The organism is Photorhabdus sp. RM71S, from assembly GCF_042879355.1.
In the GTDB taxonomy this organism is placed as follows: Bacteria; Pseudomonadota; Gammaproteobacteria; order Enterobacterales; family Enterobacteriaceae; genus Photorhabdus; species Photorhabdus kayaii.
In genome coordinates, this window is sequence record NZ_JBHFKV010000010.1 from 16,331 (window position 1) to 37,232 (window position 20,902).

The following is a 20,902-nucleotide window of genomic DNA, read 5'->3' on the forward strand; positions in this document are numbered from 1 at the left end:
TTAGTTCCCAAACATGAGTGCTGTCAGCACAAAATCCAAACCTAAAACCGTTAACGACGCATGAACCACCGTTCTGGTCGTTGCTCGGCTGATCCCTTCTGAAGTCGGGATCGCATCATAACCATTGAATAGAGCAATCCAGGTCACAGTAATGGCGAAAACGACACTTTTAATAAAACAATTCAGCAAATCTTTCTGCCACTCGATAGCAGACTGCATGGAAGACCAGAAGAAGCCACTGTCAATCCCCTTCCAATCAACACCAACCATCGCACCGCCCCAAATACCTACCGCAACAAAAATCAAAGATAATAGCGGCATACTGATAAACCCGGCCCAGAAACGGGGCGCTATCACACGCCGTAATGGATCTACCGCCATCATCTCCAGGCTGGAAATTTGCTCCGTGGCTTTCATCAAACCGATTTCTGCGGTCAGGGCTGATCCTGCTCGACCAGCAAACAACAGTGCCGTGACCACCGGCCCCAATTCACGTAACAGAGATATCGCCACCATCATACCAAGACTGGCTTCTGCGCTGTATGTTGTCAGTACCAGATACCCCTGTAGGCCAAGCACCATGCCAATAAACAGCCCTGAAACGATAATAATCAATAATGACCGAACACCCACGCTGTAAAGCTGCTGTCGGAGTAACGGCCATTGTCTGGCGGGTTCTGGCTTGCCAATTATCGCGCGGAAAAGCATAAAACCTGCACGGCCAAAAGAGGCAAACACCTCAATGGCCCGTCGGCCAAGTGCCGCCAGCGCCTGTGTTAACATTAACATCCCATTATCCTAATAACTCAGTTTTATAATCCCCTGCCGGGAAACGGAAAGGTACTGGCCCATCAGCAATACCATCCAGAAATTGCCGTACTCGCCTATCAGAATTAGAATGCAACTGTTGAGCTGTACCCTCAGCAATAATCTGTTGTTCAGCGATAATATAAGCGTAATCTGCAATGCTCAGAACTTCCGGTACATCGTGGGAAACAACCACACAGGTAACGCCAAGTGCCTTATTCAGCTCATCAATCAACTTCACCAAAACCCCCATCGTAATCGGGTCCTGACCAACAAAAGGCTCATCAAACATAATCAGATCAGGATCAAGTGCAATAGCACGAGCCAGAGCCGCACGCCTTGCCATACCACCGGAAAGTTCGGAAGGCATCAAATTCGCGGCACCACGTAACCCTACCGCCTCTAATTTCATCATTACCGTGGTCTGTATAATTTCTTCAGGCAGATTCGTATGTTCACGCAGCGGAAAAGCAACGTTCTCAAAGACATTGAGATCAGTGAATAATGCCCCAGATTGAAACAGCATACTCATCTTCTTGCGAGCAGCATACAAGTGAGAACGGGATAAAGCAGGAATATTGTCACCATCAAACCAGATCTCTCCGCGTTCAGGACGTAACTGACCACCAATTAATCGTAATAGTGTCGTTTTCCCTATCCCAGAAGGCCCCATAATTGCAGTGACTTTTCCTCTAGGCACAACTAGATTAATATCAGCAAAAATCAAACGGTTACCACGGGTAAAATACATACCACGGATCTCGATGAGATTTGCTGTCTGTCGATTCATTATTGATAGCCCTTAACGGTTAATAAATTGGCTTTAATATTTGGTTCATATATTAATCATATATACTACAAAAAAACGGGAAAATTTTCGCCATTAATGTGATGACAAATTTTACTTTTCTATCCACCGCCGTCAGAATATACCCCATCTAACTGGGCAGACAATTTTTGTTTAGAAAATCAACCAGCGTTAACATTAATTCGGAATATACCTTACAAGGGACGCTTCATGCTTCTGACCTTTTTACTTCTAATTGCCGGGTTGATTTTACTGGTATATGGTTCCGATAGATTAGTATATGGTGCTGCAATTTTTGCCCGTACTCTGGGACTGCCTCCATTTATTATTGGTATTACCATTGTTGGCATTGGAACTTCTCTACCAGAATTAATGGTTTCAGTTACTACAATGCTAGATAGTCAACCTGATATGGCCGTGGGTAATGTTATTGGCTCCAACATTACTAATCTGCTACTAATACCCGGTGCTGCTGCATTTATTCGCCCAATGGAAGTAAAATCAGATATCCTGCGGCAGGAACTGCTATTGATGCTACTGCTCACCGTCTTCTGTGGTTATTTAATGAGTGATCACTATCTCAGCCGGATGGATGGGTTGGTATTACTCGCTTCCGCCATAGTGTATATCTTACTGATGATAAAAATGGTTGCTCTACCGCGCCGTGCCGAAGCGGATATTTATACGCAAGAACAGGCTGCGGAATTACCGGTCGAAGGCAATAAACACATTGCCCTACTTTGGATTCTATTAGGGTTACTTATTTTACCTATGGCAACTCGTATGGTTATTGATAATGCAACTGTTATTGCCCGCATTTATGGCATCAGTGAATTAGTTATCGGGCTTACCGTGCTTGCGGTCGGTACCAGCCTGCCAGAATTAGCAACCTCTATTGCCGCAGCATTCAAAGGCGAAGATGACATTGCATTCGGGAATATTATAGGTTCGAATATATTCAATATATCAATTGTTTTGGGCCTTCCCGCATTACTCTCACCTGCCGCCATTTCACCTGAATCTTTCCATCGTGACTTTTGGGTAATGATGGTAGCCAGCATAATATTTACTGCATTTTGTCTGGGTCGTAAACACCGATTAAACCGATTTAAAGGTGTCCTGTTATTAAGCTGCTTTATCGCTTATTTTATCGTACTGTTTATTTCCAATTACAGCATTGAATAAACACGAATGAGTAGGAAAAAGAAATGCCTAAGATTGATTTTCAGCAAGCGGGTAAAAAAGTATTACACATAGAACGGGATGGATTAACAGAACTTGAACAACATATAAACGGAGATTTTGACCGTATCTGTGAACTGATGTTCAACTGCGAAGGTAAAGTGATTGTCATGGGGATGGGTAAATCCGGCCATATCGGGTGTAAAATTGCTGCCACTTTCGCCAGCACCGGTACACCATCCTTTTTCGTTCATCCGGGAGAAGCCAGCCACGGCGATCTCGGCATGATCACACCTAAAGACATTGTTTTAGCCATCTCAAATTCGGGTGAATCCAGTGAAATTTTGTCGCTGATTCCCGCATTAAAACGCCAAAAAATCCCGCTTATCTGCATGACTAACAATTACAACAGTAATATGGGAAAAGCCGCCGATATCCACCTGTGTATCAAAGTCCCACAGGAAGCTTGTCCGCTAGGTTTGGCTCCTACAACCAGTACCACTGCAACACTGGTTATGGGTGATGCTTTAGCGGTTGCATTGCTCCAGGCGCGCGGCTTTACTGCTGAAGATTTCGCACTATCACATCCAGGCGGCACTCTTGGACGCAAACTTCTGCTACTGGTGAGTGATTTGATGAATATAGGCGATGATATTCCAAAGGTTAATCGTCACGCCACCTTACGCGAAGCGCTGCTCGAAATCACCCGACAAAAACTGGGTATGACCGTCATTTGCGATGAAAATATGTATATTGATGGTATTTTTACTGATGGTGACTTACGGCGAGTGTTTGATATGGGCGTCGATTTGTACAATGTCAAAATTTCAGATGTTATGACAACAGGTGGCATCCGCATCAAACCGAATGCCCTTGCAGTTGATGCATTGAACTTAATGCAGTCACACCATATCACGTCTTTATTGGTTGCAGAGGACAATAAATTGCTTGGTGTATTACATATGCATGACCTGCTACAAGCTGGTGTGGTGTAACCGGAGAAAACGCCTTAATGAGCCAATTAGTTTATTTGGACACCTGTTATGGTCCAGTTAATAAAGACGTTATTGAAAAAGCCCGTAAAATCCGCTTACTGATTTGCGATGTTGACGGTGTTATGTCCGATGGCCGGATCTATATGGGCAATAACGGTGAAGAATTAAAAACATTTAATGTTAGAGATGGTTACGGAATTCGCTGCTTAATTACTTCAGGAATCGAAGTCGCTATTATTACCGGCCGTAAAGCAAAATTGCTGGAAGATCGAGCAAACACCTTGGGTATTACACATCTTTACCAAGGACAAAGTGATAAGGTTTTGGCGTACAAAGAATTGTTAGATAAACTGGGATTAAAACCAGAACAGGTTGCTTATATTGGTGATGATCTGATTGACTGGCCTGTCATGGAACAAGTGGGGTTATCTGTCGCTGTGGCGGATGCACATCCATTACTCTTACCAAAAGCGCATTATGTCACCCAAATTGCAGGGGGACACGGTGCGGTAAGGGAACTTTGTGATTTGGTGCTTTTTGCTCAGAATAAGCTGGAAGAGGCCAAAGGATTATCAATATAGTAGGTTGAAGTGAAACGAGAATGGATAGAATCAAATCCTGGTTGGTGATAACTCTGGTATTAATCATCCTGGCGTTAATTGGCTGGAACTTGTCTGATTCAGATGAGATTAAATCATCTTCTGCCACAGATAACAGTCAGCCAACCTATCAAAGTCAGGAAGCTATAACTTTTGTTTATGACCCTACGGGGAAACTGACGTATAAACTGGTCGCTGATGACGTCCAGAACTATGCAGAGTCAAAACTTACCTGGTTTACCAAACCGGTATTAATTACTTATGACTCAAATGCCATTGCTACATGGACAGTTCGTGCTAACAAAGCCAAACTAACTAATGACAAAATGCTCTATCTTTACGGAGACGTACAGGTTGACAGTCTGACTAATACGTCACAATTACAACGTATTACTACAGAGAACGCTATCATCAACCTGGTCACTCAGGATGTTTCATCTGACGATCAGGTCACACTGATTGGTGTCGGGCTAAAATCCGTCGGTATGAAAATGCGTGGCAACCTGCGAAACAAAACCGCTGAACTGATTGAAAAGGTTAACACCTACTATGAAATCCAACATGAAAAACAGAATCCGTAATGCTTTTATTGCCAGTGCTATCTTTGTAGTCAGTCTTCCCGCTATGGCACTGAAAGATGACACACAGAAACCCATTTCTATCGATTCTGTTAAACAAGCCCTTGACATGACAAGAAACACTTCCACATTTACAGAAGATGTGATCATCAAACAGGGTTCTATCGATATCCGCGCTGACAAAGTTGTTGTGACTCGCCCAGATGGCGATTCTAAGAAAATGGTTATTGAAGCATTTGGCAATCCGGTAACCTTCTATCAACTACAGGACAATGGCAAACCAATCAAGGGCCGCGGTTCCAAAATGCGTTACGAAATGGATAAAGAGCTGGTTACACTCACTGGCAATGCCTATTTGGAACAGTTAGACAGCAATATAAAAGGCGACCGTATCACCTATCTAGTCCCAACTCAGCAAATGGAAGCGTTTAGTGACAAAGGTAAACGAGTGACAACCGTCCTACTACCTTCTCAATTACAAGAAGAAGGCCCTGGGGTTAACAACAAGAGTAAATAACGATATATGGCAATACTAAACGCAGAAAACCTGGCAAAAGCTTACAAAGGCCGTAAGGTCGTTGAAAATGTCAGCCTAAACGTGAACTCCGGCGAAATTGTCGGCCTGCTTGGTCCGAACGGTGCAGGGAAAACGACGACTTTCTATATGGTCGTCGGTATCGTTTCACGGGATACCGGGACAATTACCATTGATAATGAAGATATTAGCCTACTGCCACTTCACGAACGGGCACGACGTGGTATCGGTTATTTGCCTCAGGAAGCTTCTATTTTCCGCCGTCTAAGCGTATTCGACAACCTGATGGCTGTATTGGAGATCCGCCAGGATTTGACTCAAGAACAGCGGAAAGAACGTGCCGAAGAGCTGATGGAAGAGTTTCATATCAGCCACCTACGTGACAATCTTGGTCAATCACTTTCCGGAGGTGAACGTCGCCGCGTAGAGATTGCCAGAGCGCTGGCAGCTAATCCTAAATTTATTTTGCTGGATGAGCCTTTCGCCGGCGTAGATCCTATCTCAGTCATCGATATCAAGAAGATTATTCAGCATTTGAGAGATTATGGACTCGGGGTCCTTATCACAGACCACAATGTCCGTGAAACATTGGATGTATGCGAACGTGCTTATATTGTCAGCCAAGGGCATCTGATTGCTCACGGCACACCTAATGATATTCTTAATAATGAACAGGTGAAGCGCGTTTATTTAGGCGAAGGTTTCCGGCTCTAATTCGGCCAGGAGAATTGATTTAACGCTATGAAGCAAAGTTTGCAACTCAGGCTTAGCCAGCAACTGGCTATGACACCACAGCTCCAACAAGCTATTCGTTTGTTGCAACTTTCTACGCTTGAACTCCAACAGGAAATACAACAAGCGTTAGAAATGAACCCTTTGCTTGAACAGGATGAAGATCATCAGGAAATTAGCAATCAGGAACTTCCCGATAACGAAACGGAAGCTATGGATACGCTTGATGCCTTGCAACAAAAGGATATGCCAGACGAGTTACCCCTGGATGCCAGTTGGGATGAAATTTATACCGCTGGCACACCTTCCGGGACACGTAATGACTATAACGACGACGAACTGCCACTTTACCAAGGTGAAACCGTTCAAACCTTGCAAGACTATTTGATGTGGCAGGCAGAGCTCACCCCTTTCACCGAAACAGATGCGGCAATTGCGACATCAATCATTGATGCCGTAGATGATACTGGCTATCTCACTGTGCCATTAGAAGATATTCTTGTCAGCATTGGCGACGCTCAACTTACTCTGGCAGAAGTGGAAGCGGTGCTAAAACAAATACAACATTTCGATCCTATCGGTGTCGCCGCTCGTGATCTAAAAGATTGTCTACTAGTCCAGCTATCAATGTTTCCACCAGAAACACCTTATTTGGAAGAGGCGAGACTGATCGTTTGCGAACATCTGGAGCTATTAGGTCATCGGGATTTCCGCAATTTAACCCGCCTAAGTCGCTTGAAAGAAGATACTCTGAAAGAGGTCATAAATTTAATCCAGTCACTTGAACCGAAGCCTGGCCTGGCAATAAACACCGGCGAATCAGAATATGTCATCCCCGATATACTGGTTCGAAAAGAGAGTGAACACTGGCAAGTAGAATTGAATACAGATAGTATCCCCCGTTTACACATTAATCAGCATTATGCAGAGCTTGGGCAACATACGCGCAATGAAAGTGACAGTCAGTTTATCCGCAATAACCTACAAGAGGCCAAGTGGCTTATCAAAAGCCTGGAAAGCCGAAATGATACTCTGCTGAAAGTTGCGCGTTGTATTGTAGAGCAGCAACAGGAATTTTTTGAACATGGTGAAGAGTATATGAAACCTATGGTTTTGGCAGACATTGCTTTCCAGATTGATATGCATGAATCTACCATTTCCAGGGTAACCACCCAGAAATTCCTGCACAGCCCACGTGGTATTTTTGAATTGAAGTATTTTTTCTCCAGCCATGTCAATACAGAAAGTGGAGGCGAAGCCTCTTCAACTGCAATACGGGCTTTGGTGAAAAAACTGGTAGCAGCGGAGAACCCCGCCAAACCATTCAGTGACAGCAAACTGACGAGCATGCTAGCCGATCAAGGCATCATGGTTGCCCGACGGACTGTCGCAAAATATCGAGAGTCGTTATCCATTCCGCCATCAAACCAACGTAAGCGTCTGGTTTGAAATGAACAGAGAAGGAAGACAATATGCAACTCAAAATAACCGGCCACAATATTGAAATTACTGATGCATTACGCGACATTATCACTGCAAAATGCAGCAAACTGGATCAATATTTCGACAGGATCAACCTGACTCAGGTAATCCTCCGAGTGGAAAAGGTACAACAAATCGCCGAAGCTACTGTACACATTAACGGAGGTGAGTTGCACGCATCATCAGAACATGAAGATATGTATGCAGCAATTGATGGACTGGTCGATAAACTGGCGCGTCAATTAACCAAACATAAAGACAAACTGAGACATCATTAACAGTTAGTTAACAAAGAATGTAGTAACAACAGCAGAGTATTGCTGTAAAACAGTGCGCAAATACAGGATGCCACAGATAACCTATGGCATCCTGTATCAATAAGCACCTAAGTGAATAGGAAAATGAATAATCAAGCAGATTTACTACTAAGCTCTGTGCTTTCCCTCGCATGTACGCGCAATAATGTACATTGTTCGAGCAAAAAACGGGCTTTAGAGATTATCAGTGAGCTAGCATCTAAGCAGCTTAAGTTACCAGAAAATGTCGTATTCGAAGCAATATTAACCCGAGAAAAAGTAGGTACTACTGGAATTGGCAGTGGTATTGCTATCCCTCACGGTAAGTTAGATGAAGAAAGCTCAGATCAAGCGGTTAGCGTTTTCCTAAGTCTGGAACAACCTATTGCTTTCGATGCTATTGATAATCAACCAGTCGATTTGCTGTTTGCTTTACTGGTTCCAAACGATCAATGCCAAACACACCTACACACATTGTCATTGATTGCCAAACGTCTTGCAGATAAAAATCTCTGCCGTCGTTTGAGATCGGCACAAAGTGATGAAGAATTATACGCAATTATCACTGAATAACTGTTGCAATGCATGGATAGCAATAAATAAGAGTGGCTCATAATAACCACTAAGAAATTAAGGGGAGTCGCCTCATGGTGCTGATGATAGTCAGTGGCCGTTCCGGTTCAGGTAAATCCGTTGCCTTACGCGCACTGGAAGATATGGGTTTTTATTGTGTAGACAACTTGCCGGTAGTATTACTACCGGAATTAGCAAATACGCTAGCTGACCGCGATATTTCTGCTGCGGTTAGTATTGATGTAAGAAACATGCCGGAATCACCTGAAGTTTTCGAAGAAGCTCTGACTAAACTACCAGCGAGTTTCTCACCGCAATTACTATTCCTTGATGCTGAACGTAATACGTTGATCCGCCGTTATAGCGACACCCGCCGTCTGCATCCGCTATCAAGCAAAAATCTTTCTCTGGAAAGCGCGATTGATCAAGAAAGTGATCTGCTGGAACCCCTTCGTTCAAGAGCTGACCTGATTATCGACACCTCCGAAATGTCAGTCCATGAATTGGCTGAGATGCTAAGAACGCGTCTGCTAGGCAAACGGGAACGTGAGTTGACAATGGTCTTTGAGTCTTTCGGCTTTAAGCATGGCATTCCAATTGATGCCGACTATGTTTTTGACGTACGCTTCCTACCAAACCCACACTGGGACCCCAAATTACGGCCAATGACCGGTCTTGATCGTCCTGTAGCCGCTTTCCTCGACCGTCATACGGAAGTGCATAACTTCATCTATCAAACCCGCAGTTATCTTGAACTCTGGCTACCTATGCTTGAAACCAATAACCGCAGCTATCTGACCGTTGCTATTGGCTGTACCGGCGGTAAACACCGTTCTGTTTATGTGGCAGAACAGTTGGCCGATTATTTTCGTTCCAGAGGAAAAAACGTACAGTCGCGCCACCGTACTCTCGAAAAGCGAAAATAATGACTATCAAGCAAAGACTTGAAATCAAAAATCGGCTGGGAATGCACGCACGGCCAGCAATGAAGCTGTATGATCTAGTACAGCTCTTTGAATCTCATGTTATTTTACGCAATGATAGCCATGTTGAAGCCGAGGCCAGCAGTGTAATTGCTATGCTGATGCTGGATTCAGAAAAAGGCAGCTATATTGAAGTTGAAGCCAGTGGCCCAGATGAAGAGCAGGCTCTTGCAGCTATTATTGATCTATTTAATTCGGGATTTGACGAAGAATAACGTTGCTCACTCACCTATGGATTATCATGTCCTTCACTGTTTTCATTAGCAGCACAAAACAGTTCGTGATCATGATCTCTTTATTTTCCAGTAAGAACAGCCTACTATCAGGTTAATCATTTTAAATAACACCCCCCTCCTCATGGTGCGGGGTGTTATTTTGTATTGGAATCCATTTGGAGTGTGGTATGACTAAACCAGCAATTATCATCAACGAATTAGACGCAGAACGTTTAGATTCCCTGTTGGAACAGCCAGCGTTTGCAGATACTAGTATCGCTGACGCTTTGAATGAGGAGCTGGATCGTGCAGAGATTGTACCGCCAGCAGAAATTCCATCCGATGTTGTGACTATGAATAGCCGGGTTCGTTTTCTTGATCTGACAAGCAGTGAAGAGCGAGTGCGCACTCTGGTTTACCCTGCGTCACTGCAAGACAGTTCAGACCAGCTTTCTGTTATGGCTCCTTTGGGAGCTGCATTATTGGGCCTTCGTATCGGCGACGAAATCAGTTGGAAATTGCCAAACGGCGAAGAAACCCGCGTCAAAGTATTAGAATTACTTTATCAACCAGAAGCTGCCGGTGAGCTCCACCGTTAATTCAGCCAGCCCATTTGATCCGGGCTGACTAAAGTAATCGGAAACGAGTATCTCTTATTGACCAGCGATACTCATTTCCGGCAGTAATACCGAACCACATTGGATATTACTGCGAGTTTCAATATCATTCCCAATAGTGACCATATTGGCCCACATCTCTTTCAGATTACCCGCAATAGTAATCTCGCTGACAGGATACTGAATCTCACCATTTTCTACCCAGAAACCGGCGGCACCACGGGAATAGTCACCGGTTATTGCACTAACACCCTGCCCCATCAGTTCAGTAACTACTAATCCTGTTCCCATCTGACGTAGTAAACCAGCAAAATCCTCACCTTGCCCTGCAATGCACCAGTTATGGATCCCACCAGCATGGCCTGTACTTGCCATTCCCAATTTACGAGCAGAATAATTTGTCAGAAGCCAGGTCTGTAATACGCCATCTTTAATGATATCCCTGTTACTGGTGCACACACCTTCGCTATCAAATGGAGAAGATGCCAGCCCTGCCAGCAAATGTGGACGCTCTTCAATCGTCAGCCATGATGGCAGGATTTGTTTACCCAGATGATCAAGCAGGAAAGAAGATTTACGGTAAATACTGCTACCACTAATAGCACCCACCAAATGTCCGAAAAGGCCCGTTGCAACCTCCGCAGCAAACAGCACAGGTGCCCTCATGGTCGGTAATTTACGCGGAGATAAACGGGATAACACACGGCGAGCACACTCATGCCCAACCCACTCCGGCGATTTTAAATCTTCAATACGACGATGAATGGTATACGCATAGTCCCGCTCCATATCGCCATCAAGTTCAGCAATCACACAACTCGACATAGAATGACGGCTGGAGCAATAACTTTGCAACATACCGTGGCTGTTACCAAACACCCTGATACCATAATGGCTGTTAAAACTGCCACCTTCAGTATTGGTAATACGCTTATCTGCCTGTAATGCAGCTTGTTCCGCACGAGCAGCCAGTTCAATTGCTTTATCAGCATCCAACTCTGTTGGATGGAATAAGTCAAGATCTGGCGCTTCAAACGCCAATAGCGCTTTATCTGCCGGGCCAGCACACGGGTCCTGAGAGGTATAACGAGCGATATCAATCGCAGCCTGAACAGTACGGGCAATGGCATCCGGGCTTAAATCTGTTGATGATGCGCTACCTTTACGTTGCTGATGGTATACGGTAATCCCCAAAGCACCATCACTATTGAATTCTACATTTTCTATTTCACCAAAGCGGGTACTGACACTAATACCCGTTGTTTTATTAACCGCAACCTCCGCAGCATCACAACCCGCTTTTGCCAGCTCTAGTGCCTGTGAAACTGCATTTTCCAGTTGTTTGCGTTGTTCCGCAATTTGATCCGTGATTTTCATTAATTACCCGTAATTTGATGAATAAAGGGAAAATCTATCGGGAAAACAGAACCGTTTTACCCACACAGTCAATGTTGAGTGGTAATCCGACGTTTTTCCCAGTTACAATACACAATATTAGGATGTTAACACCCGCCGGGCTACAGGTCATGCTCCAAAAATCAACCTGCCAGTTCCGACCTTTTTAAAAGGAAAACCACTATGGCAAAGCAGCCTGAAGATTGGCTCAATGATTATCCTGCCGAAGAGGAAGAGGAAGAGATAATTTGGGTCAGTAAAAGTGAAATTAAACGTGATGCCGAAGCATTGAAAAAGCTGGGTACAGAATTGGTTGAGCTCAGCAAAAGTGCGCTTGAACGCGTTCCGTTAGATGAGGATCTGCTGGCCGCCATTGAACTTGCACAGAAGATAAAAAGAGAGGGGCGCCGTCGCCAATTACAATTTATTGGTAAATTGCTGCGTACCCGGGATGTCGAGCCAATTACCACCGCGCTCGATAAACTGAAAAATCGTCATAATCAGCAAATCACTCTGCTCCATAAACTGGAAGAATTACGTGATAAATTGATTGATGGCAATGACGATGTTATTGATGAAGTGGTGGCGTTATTCCCACAAACCGATCGCCAGCAATTGCGTACCTTGATCCGCAACGCCAAAAAAGAAAAGGCGGCAAATAAGCCACCTAAATCTTATCGTCAGATTTTCCAGTATCTTAGAGATATGGCTGAATCCGCTTAACAACCTAAAACCCGTAAGGTTCTAATTTCTGTTAGGGGAAAATATTAAAACTAAGTTCCCCTTCCAGTTCTTCTTCTACTTCTTCAAACAAGAGTATTAACCAGCCAAAAATCAGGCTGTTCCTCCAACGGTCAAGTTGTCCAGTTTCAAAGTAGGCTGACCAACACCAACAGGTACGCTCTGGCCCTCTTTGCCACAAACCCCAACACCTTTATCCAGATCAAGATCGTTTCCTACCATAGAGATCTGCTGCATAGCCTCAATACCGGAACCGATAAGGGTTGCACCTTTCACTGGTTTGGTAATTTTACCGTTCTCAATCAAATAAGCTTCCGATGTCGAGAACACGAATTTACCGGAAGTGATATCCACTTGACCACCACCAAAATTTGGCGCATATAAGCCATTTTTCACACTACCGATGATCTCTTCCGGTGTGGAATGACCCGCCAGCAAATAGGTATTAGTCATACGAGGCATTGGCAAATGGGCATAAGATTCACGGCGACCATTGCCAGTCGGCGCAACACCCATCAGACGCGCATTCATTTTATCTTGCATGTAACCTTTCAGAATGCCATTTTCAATCAATACATTGTATTGTCCAGGAACGCCTTCATCATCAATTGCCAATGACCCCCGGCGACCTTTTATTGTGCCATCATCAACCACAGTACAGAGTTCAGACGCGACTTTTTCACCAATCTGACCAGAAAACACCGAAGTACCACGGCGGTTAAAATCACCTTCCAGCCCATGACCAACAGCTTCATGCAGCAACACTCCCGGCCAACCAGCCCCTAGAACAACCGGCATAGTACCAGCAGGTGCAGCAACAGCGGAAAGATTCACCAGTGCCATACGAACAGCTTCACGCGCAAATTGTTCTGCACGGATCTGACCACTAACCACTTCCAGAAAATATTCATAACCGTAACGGCCACCACCACCGCTAGTGCCGTGTTCACGTTTGCCGTTATCCTCCACCAGCACCGTGACAGATAAGCGAATGAGAGGACGAATATCAGCCGCCAAGGTCCCATCGGTTGCCGCGACCAACACCCGTTCATAGATCCCTGTCAGACTGGCATTGACTTCCTGTACTCTTGGATCTTCAGCACGAGCCACCTGATCCACACACTGCAATAACGCAATCTTTTCTTCACGGGAAAAACTTTGCAGCGGATCAATTGCTGCATAAAGCTGAGAATAGGTCACTTCGCCAAAAGTATGGGCTTTACCATTCCCTTTTTCATGGACGATGCTACGGGCAGCCTGTGCACTTTGTTGCAACGCATTCAACGTGATCTGGTCTGCATAAGCAAAACCCGTTTTTTCACCACTGATTGCCCTAACGCCAACCCCCTGATCAATATTATAGGAACCATCCTTAATAATCCGATCTTCCAGCACCCAAGATTCATGGTAACTGGACTGAAAATAGAGATCGGCATAATCGAGCCGACGTTCAGCCAGTTGACCGAGTACTGAAAACAGATCTTGATGGCTTAATTTATTTGCAGCCAGTAGGTGTTCACTGACAGAAGTTAAACTCATAATTGCTACTCTTTAATTTGCGGTATTTTTTCAATCAAGGAAGTCAACTGTGGTCGAAAGCGGTTATGTTTCACCACCTTCATCTGCTCACGCATAATCTTCAAGCTATCTGCCCTGATATTCAGTTGTAGTGCACTGACTGCATCGGGGTTTTTCTTAATCACTTTCCCCCAACCATCCACTGCCATTGAGTGACCCCACGTCTGACGGGTTCCATGTACACCAACCTGAGCTGGCGCTAACAAAATACACTGGTTTTCAATAGCGCGAGCCCGCAGCAGTGGCTCCCAATGTGCTTTTCCTGTTAAACGAGTAAATGCCGCAGGAACAGATATCAACTCAGCGCCTTGCTCACGTAATGCCTGAAACAACCCTGGGAAGCGCAGATCATAACATATGGTCATTCCGAGACGACCAACAGGTGTATCTACAACGGTAATATGTTCCCCACGCTGGAAAACAGATGATTCATTATATGATCCATGTTCATCATTAATATTGACATCAAACATATGGATTTTGTCGTAACGTGCGCAAATCTTACCCTGATCATCAAACAACAGGCTACTACTGGTGAGCCGTTCAGGATTTTCACGACTGATAAGCGGCATAGAACCGATTAATAACCAAACACCATAACGGCGTGCAATCTCACTGACAGCTTGCTGCAAAGGCCCATGACCCTGTTGTTCTGCATGCCTACGATAGCTATCAGCATTAGCAAACAACAATGCATTTTCCGGGGTCATGACAAACTTGATAGTATCCGGCAACTGCTTAATTTGTTGTTCAATTTGCGCCAAATTATGTTTGATATTCTCACCGCTACATAACTGCAAGAGTGCAACATTAACGTTTCTCATGTTCCTCTATTCTCCTTAAGCTGACGCAGAACTTCATCAATTTTCGGTTGTTCAAGATTACCAGTAATCCGGTAACGAATAACGGATATCTTATTCCATAACGGCCCCAAAACCTTGGTCGCTGCGAATAATGCAGCACCTGCCATCGGATTGATGACAAAAGCCGTTGCTACCCCCACAGTAGCAGAAATCTCCGGCGTGACGATGGCTTCTATATTGATCTGTTGGCGAACAAGATCGATCTCACCTTTCGTTATCACATCGGCAATCAACCCATCAACCCGTAAGTTTTCAGTCTTGAGTATCCCATTTTTTACTGAAACATCACCACGAATTGAATCAAATTCAAAATCCTGGCTAAAGGTATCGCTAAAATCGAGCTGTAATTTACGTAACAGAGCATCAAAACTGACTAATTTTAGTAACTGACCAGCACTTCCTCCCCCCAATTTTTCAATAGCACCTTTGCCTAAGTCACTTTCAAGATTGCCATTCATCGTCTGGAAATTGGGTTTCCATGGTATATCCCACCAATTAAAATCAAAACGGAAGGTAAACGGTGAATTTACAATCGGTACGACTATACCAAGGTAAGATGCCATCTCATCAAACTTTTCACCAGAAAATTGCCCCATGATACGAGTATTATTCCCTACAGCCCCTTCTTGCCAACGACCTGCCAAAGTTAGTTTGCTGACACTGTTTTCTACTATTCCATCTCTTAATACCAGCGAATTACCTTCTGGAATCAGGGAACCAGACACCTTCCCAAGCTTCAATCCCATAATCCAACATTCAGAACAGATGATGTCTAATGAAGGCCATTGGTTCAACGAATAACGCAGAGTTGTACCTGCCTGAGATTGCTTAAGTAAATCTGATTCAACTTGCTGAGAGCTATGTTGCAGAGGATTATAGTAAAGATGACTCAAATTCATTTGCCAAGAGCCACTATTACGGATATTGAGTTTACCGTTGATTTCCCGACTATTAGCAGTGATCTGCGTTCCCCAAAGCTGTTTTTCCACATCCAACGATAACTGATTCCAGCGTTGTCCCCCCGCATCCAGTGATGGAAGTGATATATGCAGATGCTGTGGCAACATTGACATCCCTGCCGATGAAGAACCTGAAGTCAGAGGCGCAATCAGCCCTAACCACTCTTCCCCTTCAATTGCCGGAAGATTCAACTCCAATAGGGATTTTTCAGGCAAATCAGGAATTTTATCGCTGCTTTGTAAAATTCCACGTGACAGTTGAGTGCTTTTCCCTGCCAGACGCCATTGAGTATTAAATGCATACTGTTTATCCAAAGTGCCTTTTACTTGCAACTGCTCCATATCACCATCAGCCAGAATATGAAGAGCACGCGGTTCATCCGCTTTCAGGGCAGATAAGTAACTATCCACTTGTGATAAATCAACGTCGATTTTCATATCATATTGAGGCTTGCCCTGAAACGGCAAACTGACACCGACCTTCCCTTCCCAATCAACAGAGCCAGAAAACGCTTTAGCAATCGCTGGTGAAAATTTAGATAATTTTGCCACAGCCCAACGCGCATTCAGACCAACATTGACTCGGTAGTTTTTGGGTAAACTTTTAGTAGAAAAATCAACCGTCACAGGCTGCCCAAGCCATTGGGCTGATAATTTGCTGCTTTGTAAATTACCATTATCAAAGCGAAACCGGCCACTCACATTTTTCATTTCGCTATCTAGGGGCTTAATCAACAAGTGATTATTTTTTAAAGTCACCTCACCACGGGCATCCACATTGCCACCATTGAGTGGAATATCCAAATGCAAATTACCAGCAATCTGACCACCAACCTGCAATATATCCAGCGTTTCACCAACAGAATTTGCTAACGGACTACGGGTAAAATATTCATGAATATCTTTGCCATCTCCCAGAAGATCAGCGTTGATTAACAATTTCTTACTACGATAATTAGAAATTACTGCTGAAACATTGCTAGCTTTCACTTTACCAAGTGCCGTTTGCGGAGCAAGCATCCATAAACTGTTATTCTGGAAATTAAGATCAATATTGAGATCTAGCAATGCCGGCCAATTTGGTTGGTACTGAAAAGTCGCGTGACGCAATGGAGCAAAAACTTGAAACTGGCCATTATTCTTTGCAAATGGGAAATCTTTTGGATTGCCTTGAAAAACAAAAGTCGCGTTTTCTATCTGCCCTTTAATAATTGAAGCTGTTAGATAGTCAGTCAGAGATGTCCCCATCAAAGATTCTGGAAAATATCTCCAGGCATCACCTGCATCATAAACCCGTATTCCCGCCAGAATATTCAGCGCAGGAGGCTGTTCTTTAGGCTGTTGATAACGAAAATCACCATTGACCCACAATGACTTCGCCTGCAAATCCAATCCTTGACTCCAAAGTTGTAAGCCTCGCTCATCTTGCCGCCAGAGTATTTCGCCATGACTTTGGGATATCTCAAACGGTGCCAGGAACATATCTCGATAATCAACGACACTATTCTTCAATACAAAACTCAGTTTGCCTTGCCGCAAGCTGCCATTGAGAAAACCAGAGAAATTATCAATAGAAGGCAATTCCTGCCAACGCTGCCAACTGACATTCTGCCATTGCATACTGATTCGGGAATCATCTGCCATTTTGGGTGTAATATCGAGGGCAAGATACTTTACCAATCCTTGTGGCTGACGATGCTGCCAATCCTTCACAAGATCAGGCGTCAAAAAAGAAAAAGTCGGTAAAATGCTACTTAGCCGTTCAAGTTGAATGTTTTTTGCCCGGATACGCCAATGATCATGACCATCAGTTCTCTTGGCTTCCGGCAGATAGAGCACTGATACTTTTCCTGACGGCCATTGTTGACCATCAGTGATCAAATTTGCCAGCTCAGGTACATCAAACAACCAACCACCATCTTGGCGACGCATTCGTAACACCAAATCACTGACAGAAAGGTTGTGGGATTTGTTAGCAACTTTCCAATTAGCTTTTCCCTGACGGAGTTGCAGTTGACCACCATCAATCCGACCATCTTTCAGCATAATCCAGCTAGACAAACTAAACTCAGCATCCTTCAGCCCAGTATTATCCTGCAACCAATGGCTTAACCACGGATGAACATCAACATTATCTGCCTGTAAATAAATAGTACCGTTATCCAATACGCCATTAGTGTCATGCAAATCAAATTTAACTTGTATATCCCCATGCTGATTATTGATCGAAGAGAGACTAATTTTCCCTTGAGCTCGGTGACGATTATCTTTATTTAGCCAGGTTAATTGTGGTAACAGAAGATCAGCGCGTTCACCAGAAGGAGTAAGGAAAGTAAAACGGCTATCTTGCAGATTAAAATGATCAAACTGCTCCAGAAACAGATCAGAAAATAGATCCGATTGGGAAAACATATTACCGCTTTGATCATTAAACAGCGGTTGATAGTAATCTACTTGTAACTGATAAAAAGTAAGATCGCGGAAATTCCAACGCATTCTTAGTAAAGATAACCAGATATCCAATGCAACCGTGATCTTTTTGGCTTTCACATCTGCATTTGCAGTTTTTACACTGATATCACGTAATTCAAAAACAGGCCCGAAAGATTCCCATTCTCCCGCAATATATCCAGCATCAATAGGTACACCAATAATTGATTCAATTTTAGCGAATAATTGTGGGCGGTAATCATTAATATGTGGCAGTAGAAAACGTAATCCACTAACAAGCAAAGCCACAATGATAATGACTATTGCGGCTGTCGCTAATAATACTCCCGGCAGTCGCCTCACACGCATCTCCTTGGTTACCAATGCTGTTATGTCAGCAAATCAGATGGTTACATCATAACTACGTCAAATTGTTCTTGACTGTAGAGCTGTTCTGTCTGAACTTTTACCTGTCTACCGACAAAAATCTCCACTTCCGCCAGTGCATGAGATTCCTCCCCTTTCAGCGCTTCGGCCACTGCGGGTGAGGCATAAATAAGGAAACGATCTGCATCAACTGCCCGGTGCACACGCACAATTTCACGCATAATCTCATAACAGACCGTTTCAACAGATTTTACCGTTCCCTTTCCCTTGCAAGTAGGGCAATCGTCGCAAAGTATATGCTCTATACTCTCACGAGTCCGTTTACGGGTCATTTCCACCAGCCCAAGTTGTGAAAAACCATTAATCGTGGTTTTAACACGATCTTTACTCAACGCCTGCTCAAGAGAAGCCAATACCCGTCGGCGATGCTCCTCACTATTCATATCGATAAAATCGATAATAATAATACCGCCTAGATTACGCAGCCTTAATTGTCTGGCAATAGCTTGCGTCGCCTCAATATTGGTATTAAAAATAGTTTCTTCCAAATTACGATGGCCGACAAATGCGCCGGTATTAATATCAATTGTGGTCATCGCTTCAGTTTGGTCAATAATCAAATAACCACCTGATTTTAATTCAACTTTGCGATCGAGTGCTCGCTGAATTTCATTTTCTACATCAAACAGATCGAAAATAGGCTGACTACCGTTATAAAGCTCCAATCTGGCTGTCATTTTAGGAATATATTCGCGAATAAATTCCTGTAACTGAGTGAACGTCAAACGAGAATCTACACGAATACGATCAAGGGCCGCGCCGGCGAAATCACGCAAAATACGGTGGGCCAGAGCCAATTCGCCATAAAGTTTATTTTTAGTGACATTGCGCTTTTTACGCTCCATCACCTTACTCCACAATCGTTTCAAGAAAGCCGCATCCTGAGCTAATTCTTCGTCACCAACACCCTCGGCAGCCGTCCGAATAATGAAACCACCATGTTCATCACAATAATCAGCAACAATATTTTTCAGGCGATTACGCTCTTCTTCACTTTCAATACGTTGTGAAACCCCGACATGAGATGCACCGGGCATAAATACAAGATAACGGGAAGGTAAGGTAATATCGGTAGTTAGCCGAGCGCCTTTGGTACCAAGGGGATCTTTCACTACCTGAACCATTAAATCTTGTCCCTGGCGAACCAACTCAGCAATATCTTTAACATGAAAGTTCTTTTGCTCCTCACCGGCAATACATTCCGTATGAGGCATAATATCTGAGGCATGAAGAAAGGCGGCTTTTTCCAGCCCAATATCAACAAAAGCAGCCTGCATTCCTGGTAATACCCGACTTACACGACCTTTATAAATATTGCCGACAATTCCCCTTTTGGCTTCCCTTTCAATATGGATTTCTTGCAAAATCCCACCATCAATGTAGGCAACGCGCGTTTCGGATGGTGTGATGTTGACTAATAACTCTGCTGTCATATGTTCCCCTTCCCATCAACTAACGCAAAAAACTTTGTGATTAATTCGTGCGTTTCCACCAATGGCAGACCAACAACCGAGTGATAACTGCCATTCAGCGTTTTAACAAAGCAACCTGCTTTTCCCTGAATACCATAAGCCCCCGCTTTGTCCATCGGCTCACCGGTTGCTACATAATCCAAAATTTCCTGCGTGGATAATTGGCGAAAGGTTACATCTGTAATGACTATATCACTTAAGGTACGCTGACTATCTGATAAAGCAATAGCTGTCATCACCTGATGACTCTGACCGGAAAGTGCACTGAGCATTGCAACAGCATGTTGCTCGCTACGTGGTTTTTCGAGAATCTTACCATTCAATACAACAACAGTATCCGCTCCCAACACCAGAAAATCCTCTGGTGCAATAGCAACTCCCGCTAGAGATTTATCTTTTGCTAATCGGCTGACATACTGACGCGGAGTTTCACCCTCTTGCCATTGCTCCTTTACCTGAGGAGAAAGAATTTCAAATTTAAAGTCCAATAATTCAACCAGCTCACGCCGCCTTGGTGAGCAGGAAGCCAGATAAAGGGTTTTCATGATGATCTCGTCCTTACTACTACCTATCTCATTAGGCTATTTCATTTGCCATTTTGAACCTAGAGCAGAG

At 44.0% G+C, this 20,902-nt stretch carries 21 protein-coding genes; 13 read left to right on the top strand and 8 right to left on the bottom strand.

Translation table 11 applies throughout. The annotated features are described in order from the left end of the window. Both mlaE and mlaF read right to left on the bottom strand, forming a co-directional pair. Entirely contained in the window at positions 1–783 is a 783-nt protein-coding gene (gene mlaE / locus ACGF5R_RS07905; protein WP_112879264.1) for a lipid asymmetry maintenance ABC transporter permease subunit MlaE, read from the bottom strand. 10 nt (positions 784–793) lie between these two features. Then, the gene (gene mlaF / locus ACGF5R_RS07910; RefSeq protein ID WP_112879240.1) at positions 794–1,597 is read right to left on the bottom strand and encodes a phospholipid ABC transporter ATP-binding protein MlaF; all 804 of its coding nucleotides are present in this window, start codon (positions 1,595–1,597) and stop codon (positions 794–796) included. 228 nt (positions 1,598–1,825) lie between these two features. Here mlaF and ACGF5R_RS07915 point away from each other — a divergent pair, with 228 nt between their 5' ends. From ACGF5R_RS07915 to rnk, 12 genes are all read left to right on the top strand, one after another. After that, a complete protein-coding gene (locus ACGF5R_RS07915) occupies positions 1,826–2,800 on the top strand; it encodes a calcium/sodium antiporter (RefSeq protein ID WP_387690399.1) in 975 nt (324 codons plus the stop codon). 23 nt (positions 2,801–2,823) lie between these two features. After that, positions 2,824–3,792 carry an arabinose-5-phosphate isomerase KdsD gene (kdsD, locus tag ACGF5R_RS07920; RefSeq protein WP_112879242.1) on the top strand — a complete coding sequence of 323 codons (969 nt, stop codon included), beginning with the start codon at positions 2,824–2,826 and terminating at the stop codon, positions 3,790–3,792. A gap of 17 nt (positions 3,793–3,809) precedes the next feature. Continuing rightward, complete coding sequence (gene kdsC / locus ACGF5R_RS07925) at positions 3,810–4,373, top strand: 3-deoxy-manno-octulosonate-8-phosphatase KdsC (protein ID WP_112879243.1); 564 nt, start codon at positions 3,810–3,812, stop codon at positions 4,371–4,373. A 20-nt stretch (positions 4,374–4,393) separates the two neighbouring features. After that, positions 4,394–4,972, top strand: coding sequence for an LPS export ABC transporter periplasmic protein LptC (gene lptC, locus ACGF5R_RS07930; RefSeq protein ID WP_112879244.1), 579 nt, complete (start codon positions 4,394–4,396; stop codon positions 4,970–4,972). Further along, a complete protein-coding gene (gene lptA, locus ACGF5R_RS07935) occupies positions 4,953–5,486 on the top strand; it encodes a lipopolysaccharide ABC transporter substrate-binding protein LptA (protein ID WP_112879245.1) in 534 nt (177 codons plus the stop codon). Before lptC ends, lptA begins: the two co-directional genes overlap by 20 nt. 6 nt (positions 5,487–5,492) lie before the next feature. After that, positions 5,493–6,218, top strand: a complete 726-nt coding sequence (gene lptB / locus ACGF5R_RS07940) for an LPS export ABC transporter ATP-binding protein (protein ID WP_011148169.1) — start codon at positions 5,493–5,495, stop codon at positions 6,216–6,218. Positions 6,219–6,245: 27 nt separating this feature from the next. Then, positions 6,246–7,685 (top strand): RNA polymerase factor sigma-54, encoded by a 1,440-nt coding sequence (gene rpoN / locus ACGF5R_RS07945; protein WP_112879246.1) that lies wholly within the window; start codon positions 6,246–6,248, stop codon positions 7,683–7,685. 23 nt (positions 7,686–7,708) lie between these two features. Continuing rightward, positions 7,709–7,996 carry a ribosome hibernation promoting factor gene (gene hpf / locus ACGF5R_RS07950; RefSeq protein ID WP_036775988.1) on the top strand — a complete coding sequence of 96 codons (288 nt, stop codon included), beginning with the start codon at positions 7,709–7,711 and terminating at the stop codon, positions 7,994–7,996. Positions 7,997–8,119: 123 nt separating this feature from the next. Continuing rightward, the gene (ptsN, locus tag ACGF5R_RS07955; protein WP_262980431.1) at positions 8,120–8,587 is read left to right on the top strand and encodes a PTS IIA-like nitrogen regulatory protein PtsN; all 468 of its coding nucleotides are present in this window, start codon (positions 8,120–8,122) and stop codon (positions 8,585–8,587) included. Between the two features lie 74 nt (positions 8,588–8,661). Beyond that, positions 8,662–9,513 carry an RNase adapter RapZ gene (gene rapZ / locus ACGF5R_RS07960; protein ID WP_011148173.1) on the top strand — a complete coding sequence of 284 codons (852 nt, stop codon included), beginning with the start codon at positions 8,662–8,664 and terminating at the stop codon, positions 9,511–9,513. Beyond that, on the top strand, positions 9,513–9,785 hold the full coding sequence (gene npr, locus ACGF5R_RS07965) for a PTS phosphocarrier protein NPr (RefSeq protein WP_112879248.1): 273 nt from the start codon (positions 9,513–9,515) through the stop codon (positions 9,783–9,785). The genes rapZ and npr overlap by 1 nt, the downstream gene beginning before the upstream one ends. 188 nt (positions 9,786–9,973) lie before the next feature. Beyond that, positions 9,974–10,384 carry a nucleoside diphosphate kinase regulator gene (gene rnk / locus ACGF5R_RS07970; protein WP_021323558.1) on the top strand — a complete coding sequence of 137 codons (411 nt, stop codon included), beginning with the start codon at positions 9,974–9,976 and terminating at the stop codon, positions 10,382–10,384. Between the two features lie 54 nt (positions 10,385–10,438). On the opposite strand, the gene pmbA is transcribed toward rnk, so the two are convergent. Next, entirely contained in the window at positions 10,439–11,779 is a 1,341-nt protein-coding gene (gene pmbA / locus ACGF5R_RS07975) for a metalloprotease PmbA (RefSeq protein ID WP_387690401.1), read from the bottom strand. Positions 11,780–11,980: 201 nt separating this feature from the next. Here pmbA and yjgA point away from each other — a divergent pair, with 201 nt between their 5' ends. Further along, a complete protein-coding gene (gene yjgA, locus ACGF5R_RS07980; RefSeq protein ID WP_112879251.1) occupies positions 11,981–12,520 on the top strand; it encodes a ribosome biogenesis factor YjgA in 540 nt (179 codons plus the stop codon). Between the two features lie 111 nt (positions 12,521–12,631). Here yjgA and tldD read toward each other — a convergent pair whose 3' ends face one another. From tldD to ACGF5R_RS08005, 5 genes are read right to left on the bottom strand one after another with little or no spacing between them, the layout of a single operon-like run. After that, positions 12,632–14,077, bottom strand: coding sequence for a metalloprotease TldD (tldD, locus tag ACGF5R_RS07985; RefSeq protein ID WP_387690403.1), 1,446 nt, complete (start codon positions 14,075–14,077; stop codon positions 12,632–12,634). A gap of 5 nt (positions 14,078–14,082) precedes the next feature. Continuing rightward, the gene (gene nit1 / locus ACGF5R_RS07990) at positions 14,083–14,940 is read right to left on the bottom strand and encodes a deaminated glutathione amidase (protein ID WP_112879253.1); all 858 of its coding nucleotides are present in this window, start codon (positions 14,938–14,940) and stop codon (positions 14,083–14,085) included. Then, positions 14,937–18,731: an AsmA2 domain-containing protein YhdP gene (yhdP, locus tag ACGF5R_RS07995; protein WP_387690405.1), complete on the bottom strand. Its 3,795-nt coding sequence runs from the start codon at positions 18,729–18,731 to the stop codon at positions 14,937–14,939. Before yhdP ends, nit1 begins: the two co-directional genes overlap by 4 nt. Before the next feature lie 47 nt (positions 18,732–18,778). Further along, positions 18,779–20,248, bottom strand: coding sequence for a ribonuclease G (gene rng / locus ACGF5R_RS08000; RefSeq protein WP_112879255.1), 1,470 nt, complete (start codon positions 20,246–20,248; stop codon positions 18,779–18,781). Beyond that, complete coding sequence (locus ACGF5R_RS08005) at positions 20,245–20,832, bottom strand: nucleoside triphosphate pyrophosphatase (protein WP_112879256.1); 588 nt, start codon at positions 20,830–20,832, stop codon at positions 20,245–20,247. Before ACGF5R_RS08005 ends, rng begins: the two co-directional genes overlap by 4 nt. Positions 20,833–20,902 lie beyond the last annotated feature (70 nt).

Bases quoted from the DNA above. Each gene is read 5' to 3' on its own strand.
- mlaE (WP_112879264.1), bottom strand. From the start codon at position 783: ATGTTAACACAGGCGCTGGCGGCACTTGGCCGACGGGCCATTGAGGTG.
- mlaF (WP_112879240.1), bottom strand. From the start codon at position 1,597: ATGAATCGACAGACAGCAAATCTCATCGAGATCCGTGGTATGTATTTT.
- ACGF5R_RS07915 (WP_387690399.1), top strand. From the start codon at position 1,826: ATGCTTCTGACCTTTTTACTTCTAATTGCCGGGTTGATTTTACTGGTA.
- kdsD (WP_112879242.1), top strand. From the start codon at position 2,824: ATGCCTAAGATTGATTTTCAGCAAGCGGGTAAAAAAGTATTACACATA.
- kdsC (WP_112879243.1), top strand. From the start codon at position 3,810: ATGAGCCAATTAGTTTATTTGGACACCTGTTATGGTCCAGTTAATAAA.
- lptC (WP_112879244.1), top strand. From the start codon at position 4,394: ATGGATAGAATCAAATCCTGGTTGGTGATAACTCTGGTATTAATCATC.
- lptA (WP_112879245.1), top strand. From the start codon at position 4,953: ATGAAAAACAGAATCCGTAATGCTTTTATTGCCAGTGCTATCTTTGTA.
- lptB (WP_011148169.1), top strand. From the start codon at position 5,493: ATGGCAATACTAAACGCAGAAAACCTGGCAAAAGCTTACAAAGGCCGT.
- rpoN (WP_112879246.1), top strand. From the start codon at position 6,246: ATGAAGCAAAGTTTGCAACTCAGGCTTAGCCAGCAACTGGCTATGACA.
- hpf (WP_036775988.1), top strand. From the start codon at position 7,709: ATGCAACTCAAAATAACCGGCCACAATATTGAAATTACTGATGCATTA.
- ptsN (WP_262980431.1), top strand. From the start codon at position 8,120: ATGAATAATCAAGCAGATTTACTACTAAGCTCTGTGCTTTCCCTCGCA.
- rapZ (WP_011148173.1), top strand. From the start codon at position 8,662: ATGGTGCTGATGATAGTCAGTGGCCGTTCCGGTTCAGGTAAATCCGTT.
- npr (WP_112879248.1), top strand. From the start codon at position 9,513: ATGACTATCAAGCAAAGACTTGAAATCAAAAATCGGCTGGGAATGCAC.
- rnk (WP_021323558.1), top strand. From the start codon at position 9,974: ATGACTAAACCAGCAATTATCATCAACGAATTAGACGCAGAACGTTTA.
- pmbA (WP_387690401.1), bottom strand. From the start codon at position 11,779: ATGAAAATCACGGATCAAATTGCGGAACAACGCAAACAACTGGAAAAT.
- yjgA (WP_112879251.1), top strand. From the start codon at position 11,981: ATGGCAAAGCAGCCTGAAGATTGGCTCAATGATTATCCTGCCGAAGAG.
- tldD (WP_387690403.1), bottom strand. From the start codon at position 14,077: ATGAGTTTAACTTCTGTCAGTGAACACCTACTGGCTGCAAATAAATTA.
- nit1 (WP_112879253.1), bottom strand. From the start codon at position 14,940: ATGAGAAACGTTAATGTTGCACTCTTGCAGTTATGTAGCGGTGAGAAT.
- rng (WP_112879255.1), bottom strand. From the start codon at position 20,248: ATGACAGCAGAGTTATTAGTCAACATCACACCATCCGAAACGCGCGTT.
- ACGF5R_RS08005 (WP_112879256.1), bottom strand. From the start codon at position 20,832: ATGAAAACCCTTTATCTGGCTTCCTGCTCACCAAGGCGGCGTGAGCTG.